The sequence below is a fragment of the Chryseobacterium nepalense genome, from assembly GCF_023195755.1.
Taxonomy (GTDB): domain Bacteria; phylum Bacteroidota; class Bacteroidia; order Flavobacteriales; family Weeksellaceae; genus Chryseobacterium; species Chryseobacterium nepalense.
Genome location: NZ_CP096203.1, coordinates 14,255 through 30,434, shown reverse-complemented (window position 1 = coordinate 30,434; position 16,180 = coordinate 14,255). Strand labels below are relative to the sequence as shown.

13 protein-coding genes are annotated in these 16,180 nt (G+C 36.8%); all 13 read right to left on the bottom strand.

What is annotated here, in order from left to right; translation table 11 throughout:
- Positions 1–219: 219 nt before the first annotated feature.
- Positions 220–792: a phosphoribosylglycinamide formyltransferase gene (gene purN / locus M0D58_RS00130; protein ID WP_248392480.1), complete on the bottom strand. Its 573-nt coding sequence runs from the start codon at positions 790–792 to the stop codon at positions 220–222.
- Between the two features lie 81 nt (positions 793–873).
- Positions 874–1,866, bottom strand: coding sequence for a phosphoribosylformylglycinamidine cyclo-ligase (purM, locus tag M0D58_RS00125; protein ID WP_248392478.1), 993 nt, complete (start codon positions 1,864–1,866; stop codon positions 874–876).
- A gap of 269 nt (positions 1,867–2,135) precedes the next feature.
- Positions 2,136–2,687 (bottom strand): NADPH-dependent FMN reductase, encoded by a 552-nt coding sequence (locus M0D58_RS00120; RefSeq protein WP_248392476.1) that lies wholly within the window; start codon positions 2,685–2,687, stop codon positions 2,136–2,138.
- A 29-nt stretch (positions 2,688–2,716) separates the two neighbouring features.
- Entirely contained in the window at positions 2,717–3,445 is a 729-nt protein-coding gene (locus M0D58_RS00115; protein WP_248392474.1) for a pirin family protein, read from the bottom strand.
- 162 nt (positions 3,446–3,607) lie between these two features.
- Positions 3,608–5,026: an MFS transporter gene (locus tag M0D58_RS00110; protein ID WP_248392465.1), complete on the bottom strand. Its 1,419-nt coding sequence runs from the start codon at positions 5,024–5,026 to the stop codon at positions 3,608–3,610.
- Positions 5,026–5,538, bottom strand: coding sequence for a nuclear transport factor 2 family protein (locus M0D58_RS00105; protein WP_248392463.1), 513 nt, complete (start codon positions 5,536–5,538; stop codon positions 5,026–5,028). The genes M0D58_RS00110 and M0D58_RS00105 overlap by 1 nt, the downstream gene beginning before the upstream one ends.
- Before the next feature lie 110 nt (positions 5,539–5,648).
- Positions 5,649–7,502: a glycoside hydrolase family 13 protein gene (locus tag M0D58_RS00100; protein WP_248392453.1), complete on the bottom strand. Its 1,854-nt coding sequence runs from the start codon at positions 7,500–7,502 to the stop codon at positions 5,649–5,651.
- A gap of 37 nt (positions 7,503–7,539) precedes the next feature.
- The gene (locus M0D58_RS00095) at positions 7,540–7,899 is read right to left on the bottom strand and encodes a hypothetical protein (RefSeq protein WP_248392452.1); all 360 of its coding nucleotides are present in this window, start codon (positions 7,897–7,899) and stop codon (positions 7,540–7,542) included.
- Positions 7,896–8,375 carry a DoxX family protein gene (locus M0D58_RS00090; RefSeq protein WP_248392451.1) on the bottom strand — a complete coding sequence of 160 codons (480 nt, stop codon included), beginning with the start codon at positions 8,373–8,375 and terminating at the stop codon, positions 7,896–7,898. The genes M0D58_RS00095 and M0D58_RS00090 overlap by 4 nt, the downstream gene beginning before the upstream one ends.
- Positions 8,376–8,433: 58 nt before the next feature.
- Complete coding sequence (locus M0D58_RS00085; protein WP_248392450.1) at positions 8,434–10,590, bottom strand: glycoside hydrolase family 97 protein; 2,157 nt, start codon at positions 10,588–10,590, stop codon at positions 8,434–8,436.
- An 84-nt stretch (positions 10,591–10,674) separates the two neighbouring features.
- Complete coding sequence (locus tag M0D58_RS00080) at positions 10,675–11,784, bottom strand: SusE domain-containing protein (RefSeq protein ID WP_248392449.1); 1,110 nt, start codon at positions 11,782–11,784, stop codon at positions 10,675–10,677.
- A 17-nt stretch (positions 11,785–11,801) separates the two neighbouring features.
- Entirely contained in the window at positions 11,802–13,394 is a 1,593-nt protein-coding gene (locus M0D58_RS00075; protein ID WP_248392448.1) for a RagB/SusD family nutrient uptake outer membrane protein, read from the bottom strand.
- A gap of 6 nt (positions 13,395–13,400) precedes the next feature.
- Positions 13,401–16,136 carry a SusC/RagA family TonB-linked outer membrane protein gene (locus tag M0D58_RS00070; protein WP_248392447.1) on the bottom strand — a complete coding sequence of 912 codons (2,736 nt, stop codon included), beginning with the start codon at positions 16,134–16,136 and terminating at the stop codon, positions 13,401–13,403.
- Positions 16,137–16,180: the final 44 nt, after the last annotated feature.

The window sequence follows — 16,180 nt, the reverse complement described above, 5'->3', positions numbered from 1 at the left end:
TCGTCCTTTCAGGACTCCACTACTTAAAGAACTTTACTTTCAATTTCACTTTTTACAGTTATTTCAAACTGTCGACCGGTTCTTTCACCTCCGATCTTATTTATTTTTACTTAGATTTTTCTTGTTTTTCGAAATAATAAAATCTAAATGTGTTTTATATTAATGTAATAAATGTATCAGTATAACAATGTAACAATCATTTGGTAAATTGGTACATTGCTAGATTGGTACATTATTTAATACTTTGTTTATTGCTTTTGGGAAAATTTCGTATTCTATTAAATGAACTTTTTCCGCTACGGTTTCGGGTGTGTCATTTTCAGTGATTTCAAATGACTTCTGAAGAATCGCTTCTCCTTCATCAATTCCCGAGGTTACAAAATGTACGGTTGCCCCGCTTTCTTTTTCTTTAGCTTCAATCACAGCATGATGAACATGATGCCCCCACATTCCTTTTCCTCCGAATTTAGGAAGCAGTGCCGGATGAATATTGATTATTTTCCCCCTCCAGGTTTCACAAAATTCAGGTTTAAGAATGGATAAAAATCCTGCTAAAACGATTAAGTCCGTATTTTCAGGAATAATTTTAGCCAATTCGCCGCTGAAATTTTTTCCTCTCGGAATCAGAACTTTTTCTATATTATGATTTTTCGCTCTTTCCAGTCCGTAACATTCTCTGTCGGCCACAACCAAAGATATTTTTGCATTTTGGATATCTCCATTATCAATAGTATCGATGATTCGCTGAAGATTGGTTCCTGAACCTGAAACGAGTATAACTAAGTTTTTCATAGATTAATGTAACAATGTATCAGTTTAACAATATAACAATTCATTAAAATTGGTAAAATACTACATTGTTATATTGGTACATTAAAATGATAATTTGATTTTTTCGCTTCCTTCCGTAATTTCTCCGATTTCGTAAGCATCATCCAAAAGGTGCAGTACTTTTTCTGCGTGTTCCGCATCTACTACAACGATCATTCCTACTCCCATATTGAAGGTTCCGAACATTTCTTCACGGGCTACACCGCCTCTTTTTTCCAGTTCCAGCATGATGCTTGGAATCTTGATTTTTGAAGCATCGATGGAAGCACATAATCCTTCACCAATAATTCTCGGAATGTTTTCATATAATCCACCTCCGGTAATATGTGCAATTCCGCATACTTTTACTTCTTCAAGAACTTTATGAATGTCTTTATAATACAATCTTGTAGGCACCAAAAGTGTTTCGTACAAAGGTTTTCCTTCGAATTCTTCGTTGAAATCAGGGAATACTTTTCTAACAAGGGAGAATCCATTTGAATGAAAGCCCGAACTTGGCAGAGCAATAATTTTGTTTCCTGGTTTTATATCGGATCCGTCAATGATCTGGTCTTTTTCAACAATACCTACACAAAAACCGGCAACATCGTAATCTCCAGGCTGATACATTCCCGGCATTTCGGCAGTTTCTCCGCCAATCAGTGCACAGTTGTTATCTTTGCATGCTTCCACCATTCCTAAAACAATTTCCGCAGCAATTTCGGAATCAAGTTTTCCGCAAGCCAGGTAATCCAGGAAAAACAAAGGCTTTGCACCATGACAAAGGATATCATTGGCACACATTGCGAAGCAGTCTACACCAATAGAGTCATATTTTTTTGAATCTAAAGCTACTTTAAGCTTTGTTCCCACCCCGTCGGTTCCCGAAACCAAGACAGGATTTTTGTATCCTCCGATTTCATAAAAAGCACCAAAACTTCCCAAATGATTCAGTACGTTGGAATTATGGGTTTCGCCAACCGCTTTCTTGATCTTGTCAACGGTTTTGTATCCTTCTTCTTTGTCTACTCCTGCGGATTTGTACGTGTTGCTCATATTATTAATGTAACAGTGTATCAGTTTAACAATTTAACAATGATTTTGATTGTTAATGTGCTAAATTGGCACAATTTATTTCTATGTTTAAGTTTCAATTTCGAAAATAAAAAAGCCGACAATCTTATTAGATTATCGGCCGTTATATTATCTCAGAATTTCAGAGCCCACAATATTCCCTTTCTTGGAGAAACATTCTTTAAAAGTGGTCTGAATATTCATCTTTTTTTCTTTTTGCAAAGATATTAATTTTAAATTAATATTCAAATCTATTTTTCAAGGATAATCTCTACTGCCGAAATTTTTGCAATCTTTTCCTTCAATTCGCTGTCTTTCTCTTCATTAGAAATTGTCTGAGCCGATTTATCAAAATTGTCATTGAAGAAAGGAAGTGTAAAGGTATCCACAATATTTCCGCCGTGAAGTGGGAAACGTTTGGCTGCCGCTTCTAAAACGCCTAATCCGCCTCTTGCTCCCGGAGCTGTTGCCATTAACAGCATTGGTTTTTCATTCCACACTGCTCTGTCCTTGATTCTGGAAGTCCAGTCGAATACATTTTTGAAAGCTGAAGAATACGTTCCATTGTGTTCGGATAAAGAAACGATAAGTATATCTGCCGCATCAATTTTCGCAGCGAAATTTTTTGCTTCCTGCGGAAGTCCGCTTTCCACTTCGCGCTGGTGTTTGTAGATTGGCATTTCAAATTCGTTCATATCTACCACTTCCACTTCTGCATTCTGAATAAGTGAAGCTGCGTAAGAAACTAAAAGTTTATTGATTGATGTCTCGGAATTGCTTCCGGCTATGGCTAAAATTTTCATTGTTTATATTTAAGTTTACAAATTTAATATTATTTAAGGTAAGATGGCAAGTCCATGGGAACTTCCATTAGAAGAATTTCGGCATCTTCAATGGCTTCAATGTTGAAACTTTGGGTATCCCAGATTCCCAGACCGTCTCTTTTGTTTAAAACTCTGTCGCCGATTTTTGCGTTTCCTTTTAAAACAAATGCATAAACCCCGTTTCCTTTTTTATGAAGCATATAGTTTTTACCGTTTCCTTTGGTAAAGTTTGCCAGATTAAACCAGGCATCCTGATGAATCCAGACCCCTTCGTCGTTTTTATCCGGCGATAAAATCTGCTGAAACCCGTTTATTTTCTCACCTTCTTTGATACTTTTCTGATCATACCTTGGCTCAACATCAACCTCTCTTGGAAATACCCAGATCTGTAAAAATTTTACTTCTTCATCCTTATTTTTGTTGTATTCGCTGTGCATTACACCGGTTCCGGCACTCATCACCTGAATTTCTCCTTTTCTGATAACGGCTGTTGTCCCCATTGAATCCTTGTGTTCCAGATCACCTTCCAGCGGGATTGAAATAATTTCCATGTTTTTGTGCGGATGTGTTCCGAATCCCATCCCTTGGGAAACGGTGTCGTCATTCAACACTCTGAGAACTCCGAAATGCGTTCTTTCATGGTTTTGATAATTTGCAAAACTGAAAGTATGGTAAGAATTAAGCCATCCATGATTCGCGTGGCCTCTTGTATCTGCTTTATGATATACTGTTTTCATATTGTGATTATTTATGGTACAAATGTCGGAAGTCTTACGCACGGAAATGTTGATGTAAGGTAAGAAAGATTATTAATAAATAAAAACGGATTCTTATGAACCCGTTCCGTTATTTTTTGTTTGATTTTTAATTGATTAAACTGAAATTAAAGGTTATTAACTTTAAAAATGTACCTGCTTAATTTCTTCTTCAATTTCCTTTGGCGAATCATGTTCAGATTTAATAAAAACCATAGTTAAAACAGCTCCCAACAGCATACAGATTCCACCGACTACGATATAATCAATGGCCATTTTGCCGAAAATCCCACTTACAATCGGTCCCCCGAAAATCCCGTTGATGATCTGAGGAATCACGATAAAAAAGTTGAAAATTCCCATATAAACCCCCATTTTCTTTTGTGGAATTGAATCGATCAGCATCGCGTAAGGCATGGCTAAAATACTTGCCCAGGCAAATCCCAGTCCAACCATTGAAATCCACAGATAATGAATGTCTTTAATAAAATACATGGCAATCAGTCCCAGTCCTCCACAAGTCAGGGCTAACGCATGGGTCTGTTTTTTACCTATAAATTTTGCAATCGGTGTTAAAGCAAAAGCAAAGAAAATGGCATAGAAATTATAGCTTCCGAATAAGCTTCCCGTTAAATCTCCGGCTTTGTTAAATTCCGCAGAATGGGTATCGTCCGGTGAAAGCCCGAAATGATGGGTTGCCAAAGCACTTGTTGTAAAAACCCACATGGTAAACAAAGCAAACCAGGAAAAGAACTGTACAATTCCTAATTTTTTCATTTGGGAAGGTACATTAGCAAAATCTTTAAAGATATCCGAAAGTTTAGATTTTTCTTCTACAATTTCTTTTCCGCCTTCAAAAGAGGCAAACTCCTCCGGTGAGTATTCTTTGGTGGAAATAATGGTGTATAAAATTGATATCAAAAGAACAACTGCTCCAATGTAGAAAGAATAAATCACATTATCTGCTACGAATCCTTTGGGTGCCTCATTGGAAACGCCCAATTTACTAAGCCATCCCGGCAGATCTGACCCAATAACCGCTCCGATTCCAATTAGAATTGTCTGAACTGAAAATCCGATGGTTGCCTGATGTTTCGGCAGCATATCTCCCACTAAAGCACGGAAAGGTTCCATAGCCACATTAATGGACGCATCCATCATGGCAAGAAAAATTACAGCCATCAGCAGGACATTTGCCGCCATCATCTGCGTTGCAGAAGCAGCATTAGGAAGCATTACCAGTCCGATTGCACACAAAACCGCTCCTATTAAAAAATAAGGTTTTCTTCTTCCCAGCGGACTCCAGGTATTGTCTCCCATGTGACCAATAATTGGCTGTACAATCAATCCCGTTATAGGAGCCACCAGCCAAAACCATGACAACTCGTGAACATCTGCTCCAAAATTTGCCAAAATCCGGCTTGCATTTCCGTTCTGTAATCCAAATGCCATCTGGATTCCTAAGAATCCCATGCTCATATTGATGATCTGAAGCATTGATAAGTTCGGCTTTTTCATTTTGCCAAATTCACCCTTATTGTATTTTCCTGTCATTTCTGCCATTATTGCTTCATTTTTTGAATTAATATATCTTCTATCGGAGCTTTTATTTCCACCACTTTATCTACAACATCATTTGGAACTGTTACGGAAAGTACATACTGTTTTACTTTCCACTGTCCGTTTATTTTTTCAACAACTCCTGAACCCCGGCAGATTTTCATTTGAGTATCCAAAAGTTCATCAAACCAAGCGATTTTTCCGTCTTTACTAAAATAGATATTTCTTTTTAGTGAAGTGAAGTTCCAGGTTTTGTTTTTATCAAAATAAGGTTTGGCCCAATTCATAAAGGCTTTTTTATCCCAGACTTCGGTAGCATCGGTTCCTATATATGTTGATTCTTCAGCAAAATAATTGAAATAAGTGTTAAAATCAGCTTTTGCTGCAGCGACGTTGAATCCGTCTAACATTGTCCCGATTTCTGTTTTTTCTTTTTCAAATTTGGCTTGAGCCGAAATGGTCGTAAAGCTCAATATACATATGATTAATGTAAAGAATATTGTTGTTTTTTTCATATATAATTTTTGTTTTTAACGCAAGAGCGCTAAGAATTTTTGTAATTTTACTTAATATTTTCGTTCGCAAAGGCGTTTCACTCAGCAAAGTGAATGAATATATTTTTAAGTTACTTTAATTCAATAATCATAGATGTTTTAGCGGGTATGACTAAGTTGTTTTGCAATGAAAAGTCTTTGTCGGAGATGATATCTTTTCCTTTTGAAAATCCTTTTAATGATTCAGCAAAATGCTTCAAATCCAATGTCTGCTCTGTTTCATTATTATTTAAAATAACCATCACACTTTCTTTTTCATTGTATCTAAAATATACAAAAACATTATTCTGCGGAACGAAATTTTTGGTTTTTCCGGTATGGATGACTTCTTTTCCTTTTCTCCAGTTTAGGAGCTTTTGAGTAAACTGATAAAATTCTTTTTGCCCGGGCGTCTGCGACGAAGGATTAAATGCATTTTGCTTATCAGACTTCCAGCCGCCGGGAAAGTCTCTTCTAATATCTGCATCACCGCCTTTGTTTTTGTCACCCCTCATTCCTACTTCCGAACCGTAATAAATCTGCGGAATTCCGCGAACGGTTGAAAGCAGGGTTAATCCCAACTGATATGCTTTCGGATCCTCGTTAAATATTTCGTTCCATCTTTCGGTATCGTGATTTTCAAAGAAAATCATTACATTGTTGATGTCAGGATAAAGAAAATCGCTGGATAAGGTATTGTAAATCCTGTTCATGCCGCTGTCCCAGCCGTCTTTTTCTTTAAGTGCTTTCGGCAGATCTCCATACAGCATAAAATCCATAACAGACGGGAGATATGAATTGTAATTTGCGGCCTCACCTGTTTTAGAATTTTTTTGCCATGCTGAAATATGACCAGCCGTACTTAGCCATGTCTCTCCTACGATATTAAAATTGGGATATTCATCGGTAATGGCTTTTGCCCATTTGGCCATGGCTTCTTTATCATTGTAAGGATAGGTATCTACACGAAAACCTCCCAGTTCGGCGTATTCTATCCACCAGATTGCGTTTTGTGTGAGATACTTCAGAACCAACGGATTCTTTTGATTGATGTCCGGCATTGTGGTATCGAACCAGCCGTCGAGAGCAATTTTTTTGTCAATATCAGAAGCATTGGTATCAAACTGGGTAGTCGTTTTGTAATTGGACCGTTTAAATCCGTTTTCACCATCTTCAAACCAGTGAATCCAATCCTTTGTCGGCAAATCTTTGATCATCCAATGCGAAACTCCCCAATGATTAGTGACGTAATCCATCACCAGTTTCATATTCCTTTTATTTAATTTTTGTGAAAGTTCTCGATATTCTTCATTGGTGCCATATCTTGCATCGATTTTATATAAATCGGTTTGTGCATAACCATGGTAAGAATACACTTTTTCGTTGTCTTCATTCACAGGGGTGAGCCATACTGCCGTTGCTCCCAGGTTTTGAATATAGTCGAGGTTATTGATGATTCCTCGCAAATCTCCGCCATGGCGTCCGCCGGGAAGACTTCGGTTTGCTTTTTCCGTTAGTTGAGGATTCGAATCGTTTTTCTCATCACCGTTGGCAAAACGGTCGGGCATAATCAGGTACATTACATCTTTCGAGGTAAAGGATTCCCTTGTTGCGGAATTAGACTGTCTTTGTTTTAGTTCATAAGTGTAGGTACTGATGTTCTTTTTTCCTTTCTTAATATTAATATTGAATTTCGGAACGTTTATTTCAGCAGTATTTACTGTTACAAATACATAGTTCGGATTTTCAACCTTTTGAATATCCTTAATCTGAACTCCGTCTGAAAGCTCAATCTGATCATTGGCAATGTTTTTTCCATAAACCAAAATCTGAAGTTCAGAGTTTTTCATCCCTTTCCACCAAAAAGCAGGTTCTACTTTTTGAATTTGTGAAAAAAATAAAGATGAAGCAAAAAGTGAAGCTGTATATATAAATTTCTGATACATAATTATTTATTAAAAATTACATGAGTGATTTTAAATATTATTTTACTGGCTGATTAAAAACTGCATTGTAATATGTTATCCCCGAATTTTTAAATTCCACCCTCCGATTCGGCATATTTTGAAGTTCATATTCTCCATTCAATGTAAATTTTACTTCCGTGAATTTATAACCCGTTAAATAGGTGACTTTCGCCTGATATACATTATCGCCATTTATTTTTTCGAGTCTGGTATCCTGCTCCCAGCTCAAGGGTTTATCGTTTCCTCTTATCCCAATGGATTTAACTTCTGTCTGGGCGGGAACTTTGAGGGTGTAAATTACAGTCTGCTTATATGCCTTCTGAACGCAGCCACTCACTATAAAACAAGAGATTATAAGAAGTACTATTTTATTCATCTGCTCATTTTTTTAGCAATTAGATAATCTAATCCCAATCTTCCTGAGCCTAAAATGATATAAAATAAGCTCAACCACATAATTCCCATTGCCGGCAACATATTCCAGACACCCTGATTGGCCTGCTGAAAAAATGCAGCTACGAACATGGTAATGAAAATAAGAACTGCGAAAGGTCTGGTAAACAGTCCCAATAATAAAAAAATTCCTCCCACTCCTTCACTGAATGCTCCCATCCACGCAAAGAATGCGGGAAACATTGCAAAAATTCCTCCGTATTCAGAAACATCATTTGGAAACCAGAAAGCTACCTCAAAAAATTTCAAATTGTTATCTTCCGGAGACCATGGCAAGCCAAATTTTGCAGCTCCAAAGTCGCTAGTCAGTAAATATCCACACACTATTCTGGGAATAGTAAACAGAAAATCCTGCCACCAAAACGGCATTTGAATGGGATTTATAATTCTTTTTATCATAGGAGTTTGTGTTAAAAAAACCCTACAGAATAATCTGTAAGGTTTTAATTATTTAAAATTATTTTACAGGCTTGATAGAGATTGCGAAACCGCCACTTCTCACCATTTTAAAATTGATTTTAGACTTACTTGTGATCTGTTTTTTGTAGATATTGTAACTCTGTGGATTGTTGATGTAATCCGCATCTTTCCCATCTTCATAAATCGTGGCTTCGTATTTTTTTCCTTTATCTAAAAATGAAAAATCTACCGTGTATTCACGTTTGTTTTCGTCGGTGATTCCTCCTACGAACCAGTTTTCTGTGCCCTTTGCTTTTCTGGCCGTGATGATATAATCTCCCGGCTCTGCCGATAAAATCTTCGTATCATCCCAGTCTGCAGCGACATCTTTAATAAACTGGAAAGCATCCATGTGTTTCTGGTAATTCTCCGGTAAATCTGCAGCCATCTGAAGCGGCATGTACATCACCACATACAAAGCGAGCTGTTTTACCAGCGTTGTTTTTACAAAACGATTGTCTCCCGGGAAATAATAATCCAGTTTCGTCTGGAAAATTCCCGGTGTATAGTCCATTGGTCCTCCCATCCATCTCGTGAACGGAAGAATTGTCTGGTGATCCGGATTATTTCCTGCAAAGGCTTCAAATTCTGTTCCTCTTGCTGCTTCTGCGGAGATCCAGTTCGGGTACGTTCTGCTCTCTCCTCCGGGTCTTACCGATTCGTGAGAATTCACCATGATTTTATATTCATTCGCTTTTTCTGCAATTCTATAGAAATGATTGATCGTCCACTGGGAATAATGATGTTCACCTCTTGGTATGATGTCTCCTACATAACCTGTTTTCACGGCATCATAACCATAGTCATTCATTAATTTGAAGGCTTTGTCTGCCCATCTTTCATAGTTCGTGGCCGAACCTGAAGTTTCATGGTGCATGATAAGCTTTATTCCTTTTGAATGTGCATATTCATTCAGCATTTTGATATCAAAATCAGGATAAGGTGTGATGAAATCGAAAACAAATTCTTTTGAGTGTCCAAACCAATCTTCCCAGCCGGCATTCCATCCTTCGATAAGTAATCCGCCAAAACCGTTGGCTGCCGCAAAATCGATGTATTCTTTTACCTTCGTATTATTCGCGGCATGTTTTCCGTTAGGTGTTAATTTGGAAAAATCCGTCACTCCGATATGAACGTTTTCAGCTGTGGAATATGCCCACTGTGACTTCCCGATGATCATTTCCCACCAGACGCCCATGTATTTTGTAGGGTGAATGTATGAAGTATCGGTATATTTTGTAGGTTCATTCAGGTTAAACATCATTTTAGATGCTAAAACTTCTTCAGCTTTCGGGGAAACGATGATTGTTCTCCACGGGGAAACGGAAGAGGTTTGGATATATCCTTTTGCACCCTGTCTGTCGGGAGTTAAGTGTGTTTTAAATTTAAAATTAACCGGATCTACTTCAAGATGTGAAGCAGGATAATTTAACACCGCTGCCTCTCCAACATTTACGTACAAAGGATCTTTACCTTCTTTTTTCAGCATTAAAGGCGACTGAACGGCATTTGGCACCATTTGCTGCGACGCATTACTGTCGAATGAATTCGGCCATCTCACCGGAATTTCAGAGATTTTTGTTGTCTGCGGCTGGTATTCCTGGGAGTCATAATCCGCTGCAATCCACCATGCTTTCATATCCGTTGGAAAATCAATTTCCGAGTCTTCTTCACGGATCACAAAATAATTCAAGTTTTTCTGTTGTGGAAATTCATACCGAAATCCTAATCCGTCATTGAACAGCCTGAACTTAACCACAATATTTCTATCTGTAGCGTCCTGATGAAGGGTTACCGCCAGTTCATTGTATTGATTGACATAATTTTTTTTCTCTCCCAACACAGGCTGCCAGGTTTCATTTTTAGAATCCTTTTTTTCTTCTGTTTTGGTAAAGCCGTTATTGAGGTCAAATTTGGCATCTTCGGGTTTAGCAATCTCCGAGGCAAATTTAATGGCGGTATCTTTAAATAATCTCAGCCCCAATTTAGAATCCTCCACCACTACACTGCCATTGTATTTCAGATTGTAATACGGAATTCCCTGCTTCAGCTGGAAGTTCATTTCAAACTTCCCGTCAGGAGATTGTAAGGATTGGGCATTAATACCAACAAACATTGTTGAGAACAATAACGCTCCCACTGTAATTTTCTTCATAATGATTATTTATAAACTTTTAAAAATAAAGAAAGTGCTGCTTTTCAGCAACACTTTGCTATGTAAATTTAATATAATTTCACCCTACAAAGGCTGTATTTTATAAGTACCTAATTTTATATCTACAGAAATCTTATAACTACCTCCTGTTCCGTCAAATTTAATATTTCCATTACTTCCTTTCGGACCCAAATAACCGGTATTTCCATCAGCAGAAATATTTCCCCAGTCAAGATCTCCCCAGCTTTGCTGCCCTAAAAATTTAAATTCTGAAGCAGCCGGAAGAGCGATAGTATGCTCAAATTTCCCGTTTCCTAAATTTGTCATTGGAATAGCTGTTCCGGAATTCCATCCGTTCACTGTTCCTACAAGATACAAATTAGCAGGATTCCAATTATTGATCGGCGAAGCTGAAACAGTAATTGACTTTACAGTAGCGTCTGCATCTATAACGATTTTATACATTCCGGAAGCACCCGTAAATTGCATATTTTCTGGGGTTGAAGGCGATAAATTAGTAGACCATGTTTTAAAATACCTGTTTCCGGCATTCATTCCTGCAACATCAAGGCTATAATTCAGTCCATTCCAATCCTGCTGTCCTAAAAATCTAAAGTACTTACCATTCTCCAGATAAGTGTAAATAGTTGACAAATTATCTTTCTTATAAAGCATTTGAGATCCTCCCGCATTCCATCCTACAGCTGAAGCATCACCAACAATGTAGAAAGATGGGTACTCCGTAATATAAGGTGTCACTTTAATAGTAACAACATTAGACTTGACAGCATCAAAACTTCCCAGCTTTGAAGATAATCTCACTTCTATATCAGTGGCAACACCAGGTGCTAATCCTGCGTCCAATAATACATTATTAAATTCAGCAACGGTATAAGAAACTTTTTTTGTTCCGTCTACCAAATCAACATTTTTTGGCGTTGCAAAGTTTGTTCCTTTAACTGCAATCTGGAGCTGATTTTTTTGTGCTACTGCAACACTATAATCAGGATTCGTCCAATCGAATGTAATACCTGTTTGAGATGCATTATCTTTTATTAAAACTAAAGTAGCTTTATCTGCTTTAAGGGTAGATGCAGAAGGTTTTTGCAAAACAGCCTGATCCTCATCTTTCTCACATGAAAAAAGCATAACTGCAATCAGCCCAAAAACTAAAAATTTAAATATATTTTTCATTTTTAAAGTGTTTAATATTAGTATCCAGGATTTTGAATCAAATTAGGATTTGCCACGATATCATTTGCAGGAATTGGAAATAGATTTCTATAATCCTCAACTGCTTTTCCATCTTTCACCCCTCCTTTCCATGGCCATAAATATGATGAAGACGTAAACTTGCCGTAACGGATTAAATCTGTTCTTCTAGTTGCTTCCCACGATAATTCTCTGGCTCTTTCATCCAAAAAGAAATCTGTGTTAATAGATCCAACTGTATTTGCCCCTGCTCTTGTTCTCAAAGCATTCACATAACCCAAGGCCGTAGCTGTACTACCACCGGAGCCCCCTCTTGCAACTGCCTCACCATACATTAAATATATATCTGCTAAACGGTATAAAGGAATATCTGCATCTACAAAATCACCGGAAGCATCTGAACCAGGAGCTCCGTTTGAGAATTTAATATTTTTATACTTTATGAATGCGTATCCATCTGTAAACGTACTTACATTATTTATTTCTAAATTCTGTCCGCTGGTATAAAAGTTACCTCTTTGATCATTGGGAGTGAACAAATTAACAAATGCCTTTGTTGTTCTTAAACCACCCCATCCTCCGTTGATTCCAAACTGCGAAGCAGGCATTGACCCTCCAACTGCAGCATGCACCATGAAGGTTGATCCTCCATACGTTCTGGTACTTGTACCATCATAATTTACAGATAGAATAACTTCAGGATTGCTTACATTGTTATCAGCCATAAATAGTGATGCGTAGTTTGTTTTTAATGCATATCCTGCACTGATAACTTTATTACAATAAGTAATACAGTCTGTATATCTTGCAGTACCTGTATACACCTGAGCATTAAGATATAATCTTGCTAATAATGCCCATGCTGCGGCTTTATCCGCCCTGCCATATTCATTTGTTCTGGCATCTTTTAATTCATTAGCACATGCTAAGAGTTCTGATTCTACATATTTGAATAACTCTGCTCTCACAATTCTTGGAGGCGGTGTATTAATAATATCGGTAGTTTCTGTTACATAAGGGACATTTCCAAATAGATCCAATGCGTGATAATATGATTGTGCTCTTAAAAAACGAGCTTCGGCACGCATATATTTTGCTTCTGTAAGATCATTACCTGCAATACCATTTGAAGAAAGTTTTTCGTCTGTGGTATTCTTAATAAATTCATTACTCACAGCAATTACATTGAATATTCTATAATAAATTGCAGCCACAAAAGGATTGGAAGCGTTCCAAGTCATGCTATGCATTTCCGGAAGACCAGCGTCTGCCCATGCTATAACTGCTTCATCAGTAGTTAAAACCTGCATACTGTACATCTGACGAAGATAGTTTGAAAACCCTCCATCAATACCTCCAATATCAGTATTTGCATCACCATTATTCTGGTCTCCCTGTCCCCCGATTGCAAGACCGGCATAAATTTTAGCCAAAGCTGGTTTATAATTACTAAAATCTTTGTATAACACAGAAGAAGTTAATCCTAAGGTAGGTTCTCTTTCAAGATCTTGTGTACATGAACCTGTGAAAAACAGAGTTCCTAATGTAATAGATCCTAAAATAATCTTTTTATATAAATATTTATTGTTCATGATAAATTAAAATTGAAAGTTAAAGCCAACTGAATACACTTTAGGTCTTTGATAAAATCCGTTATCAACACCTCCGAAAACTTCAGGATCTATTCCTTTATATTTCGTAATGACAAATACGTTTTGTGCCATTGCATTTACTCTTAAATTCGTTCCTTTGCCCATAAATTCTCCTACATTGTAAGCAATTGAGAAATTATCCATTCTTAAAAACGAAGCATCTTCAATAAACATATCAGAGAAAAGTTGTGTTGTTGCAAACTGAGTATTTAGAACGCTCACATTCGTATTACTTAAAAAGTTGTTTGCCTGAATATTTGCAATGGAGCTGTTAGAAGCCGAATTGTTGTAAACATAATTTCCTAAAACCGCTCTCAAAGCAGTACTAAATTCCCATTTTTTAACACTAACTTTTGTAGAAAAACCTAATATTACATCAGGATTTGGAGATTTATAAAAATATTTATCATCTTCAGTAGATTTCCCATCGCCATTTCGGTCTACATAAATACCTTCCAACGGTTTCCCATTATTGTCATAAACCTGTTGATACACATAAAATGCATTTAAGGGTTGGCCCACTGTTATAGCCTGAATATAGTTATTAATTCCTGAAATACTCCCCGCAACAATTTTATATGATTCATCTACATATTGAGATAAACTTGTCACTTTTGGATTAAATCTGGTTGCATTAAGATTAACATCCCAGGTTATATTATCTTTCCTGACAGGAACTATATTTAAATTTACTTCAAAACCTTTGTTTGCAATAATTCCGACATTTTTAACATTGAAATTACTTAGATCGCCTGCCCAAGTAGGTACTTTGGAAATAAGATTTTCTGATTTTTTATCAAAATAGTCAAAAGAACCGCTGATTCTGTTATTGAAGATGGCAAAGTCTAATCCTAAATTTTTTGTAGTTGTGGTTTCCCAGACAAGATTGGGATTATAAACATCAGGTCGTAATAGTGTATAAAAATTATTCCCAAACTGATATTGTGCAGTACTACTGTTACTGTAAGAATAAGAACCAAAGGCGGGATAGAAAGTTCCCGTTTCCTGCTGTCCGGTTTTACCCCAACCTGCTCTAACCTTTAATGAATTAATTGTTGAAATATCTCTCAAAAAGCTTTCTTCATTAACTTTCCAGGCAACCGAAACAGCCGGGAAATTACCCCATACATTATCTCTGTTTCCATTCCAGAATGTTGAAGATCCGTCTCTTCTTACTGAACCATTAATAACGTATCTATCTGCAATAGTAAAGATACCTCTTGCATAAAAAGAAACTAATGTTCTTCTTGTATCGCCAGGAGTCGAGAAATCCGTTTTCCTTCCGTTTCCATAGTAAGTGGGCGCCTCCGGAGTGATTGTATTAGTATCCTGATAAGAATAACCACCAATTACATCTACAGTAGTATTAATTGCCTGAATTTTTTTTACATAATTCAAATATGATTCAAATAGTTTACTTTTAATCTCTTGAGAATACGATCTGTAAGATCCCAGCGTTCCTATTCCCTGAGCAAAATCTTTAGAGACATTTACAGAACCGTCACTTTTTGCATAATCATAAGATCCATTTAAATTCAAACGTAAATCAGGTAAAAAGTGGAATTTATAATCCAACTGCAAACTTGGAATAATTCTGAATACCGAAGAAAGATCTCTTTTACTATACAATAAACCAAGTGGGTTCTTGGTTCCGTTCACATTCAGTCCTGTTGCTGTGTTAGCAGGATCTAGCCATTCATAATACCCTCCATAGTTAGAATTTCCTGAATAAACAGGCTGTGTGGGATCAAAATAAATGGAAGCTCCGATAGCACCACCATCAGGAAACCTGTTTTCAGAGAAAGTCCCTTTAAAATTACCATTAACTGTTAAATGATTATCAAAAAATTTAGGTGAAAAATTTAATCCTAAAGATGTTCTTCTAAATTCATTTGTTTTTACAATCCCGTTTTGTTCATTATATCCTAACGAAACTCTGTATGGCAAACCTTTCACACCGCCTGAAAAAGCGACATTATTATCCGTTCCCCAAGCTTGCTGATAAATTTGATCCTGCCAGTTTGTATCTGCATTACCTAAATAAGATTTTTGTGCAGCAGTTCCGTAAGCGTCTACAAAACTTCTGAATTGATCTGCAGTCAGAACATCAACATTGCCCATTTTCGTCGAAACCGAAAAGTTGGTATTAAAATTCACCTTAAACTTTCCTGTTGTTCCTTTTTTAGTAGTAATTAAAATTACCCCGTTTGAAGCCCTGTTTCCATAGATGGCTGCAGAAGATGCATCCTTAAGAATATCAAAAGTTTCGATATCATTAGGGTTAATTAAGGATAATGGATTTGTTGCTCCACTTAAACTGTTGAAATCAATAGGAACACCATCAATTACAATTAAAGGATCATTATTTATAAATGATGACCCTCCCCGTACTCTAATGGTTGAACCAGCTCCCGGAGCACCACTGTTTCCGGTAATTTGTACTCCCGGTGTTTTTCCGATAATCAACTGATCTGCAGTTGAAGCACCTGCGTTAAAATCTTTTGAAGTAATAGAAGATATCGATCCCGTAAGATCAGTTTTCTTTTGCTTTCCATAACCAATGAGCACTACTTCTTCAATTTTTTTTTCTTTAGTTGCAGTGTCACTGGTTTGTGCATGAATCATTGCACTTGCCAATAGAAATGCAGGTGCAATTTTTAATACCGTTGTAAAATTTCTCACAATATTATTTTTTATATAGTTACTTTTTTCATCATACCGGCCTG

What these genes read in the sequence shown, in the direction of transcription:
- M0D58_RS00075 (WP_248392448.1), bottom strand. Translation starts at nt 13,394, where the DNA reads ATGAACAATAAATATTTATATAAAAAGATTATTTTAGGATCTATTACA.
- purM (WP_248392478.1), bottom strand. Translation starts at nt 1,866, where the DNA reads ATGAGCAACACGTACAAATCCGCAGGAGTAGACAAAGAAGAAGGATAC.
- M0D58_RS00105 (WP_248392463.1), bottom strand. Translation starts at nt 5,538, where the DNA reads ATGAAAAAAACAACAATATTCTTTACATTAATCATATGTATATTGAGC.
- purN (WP_248392480.1), bottom strand. Translation starts at nt 792, where the DNA reads ATGAAAAACTTAGTTATACTCGTTTCAGGTTCAGGAACCAATCTTCAG.
- M0D58_RS00085 (WP_248392450.1), bottom strand. Translation starts at nt 10,590, where the DNA reads ATGAAGAAAATTACAGTGGGAGCGTTATTGTTCTCAACAATGTTTGTT.
- M0D58_RS00100 (WP_248392453.1), bottom strand. Translation starts at nt 7,502, where the DNA reads ATGTATCAGAAATTTATATATACAGCTTCACTTTTTGCTTCATCTTTA.
- M0D58_RS00120 (WP_248392476.1), bottom strand. Translation starts at nt 2,687, where the DNA reads ATGAAAATTTTAGCCATAGCCGGAAGCAATTCCGAGACATCAATCAAT.
- M0D58_RS00090 (WP_248392451.1), bottom strand. Translation starts at nt 8,375, where the DNA reads ATGATAAAAAGAATTATAAATCCCATTCAAATGCCGTTTTGGTGGCAG.
- M0D58_RS00110 (WP_248392465.1), bottom strand. Translation starts at nt 5,026, where the DNA reads ATGGCAGAAATGACAGGAAAATACAATAAGGGTGAATTTGGCAAAATG.
- M0D58_RS00115 (WP_248392474.1), bottom strand. Translation starts at nt 3,445, where the DNA reads ATGAAAACAGTATATCATAAAGCAGATACAAGAGGCCACGCGAATCAT.
- M0D58_RS00080 (WP_248392449.1), bottom strand. Translation starts at nt 11,784, where the DNA reads ATGAAAAATATATTTAAATTTTTAGTTTTTGGGCTGATTGCAGTTATG.
- M0D58_RS00095 (WP_248392452.1), bottom strand. Translation starts at nt 7,899, where the DNA reads ATGAATAAAATAGTACTTCTTATAATCTCTTGTTTTATAGTGAGTGGC.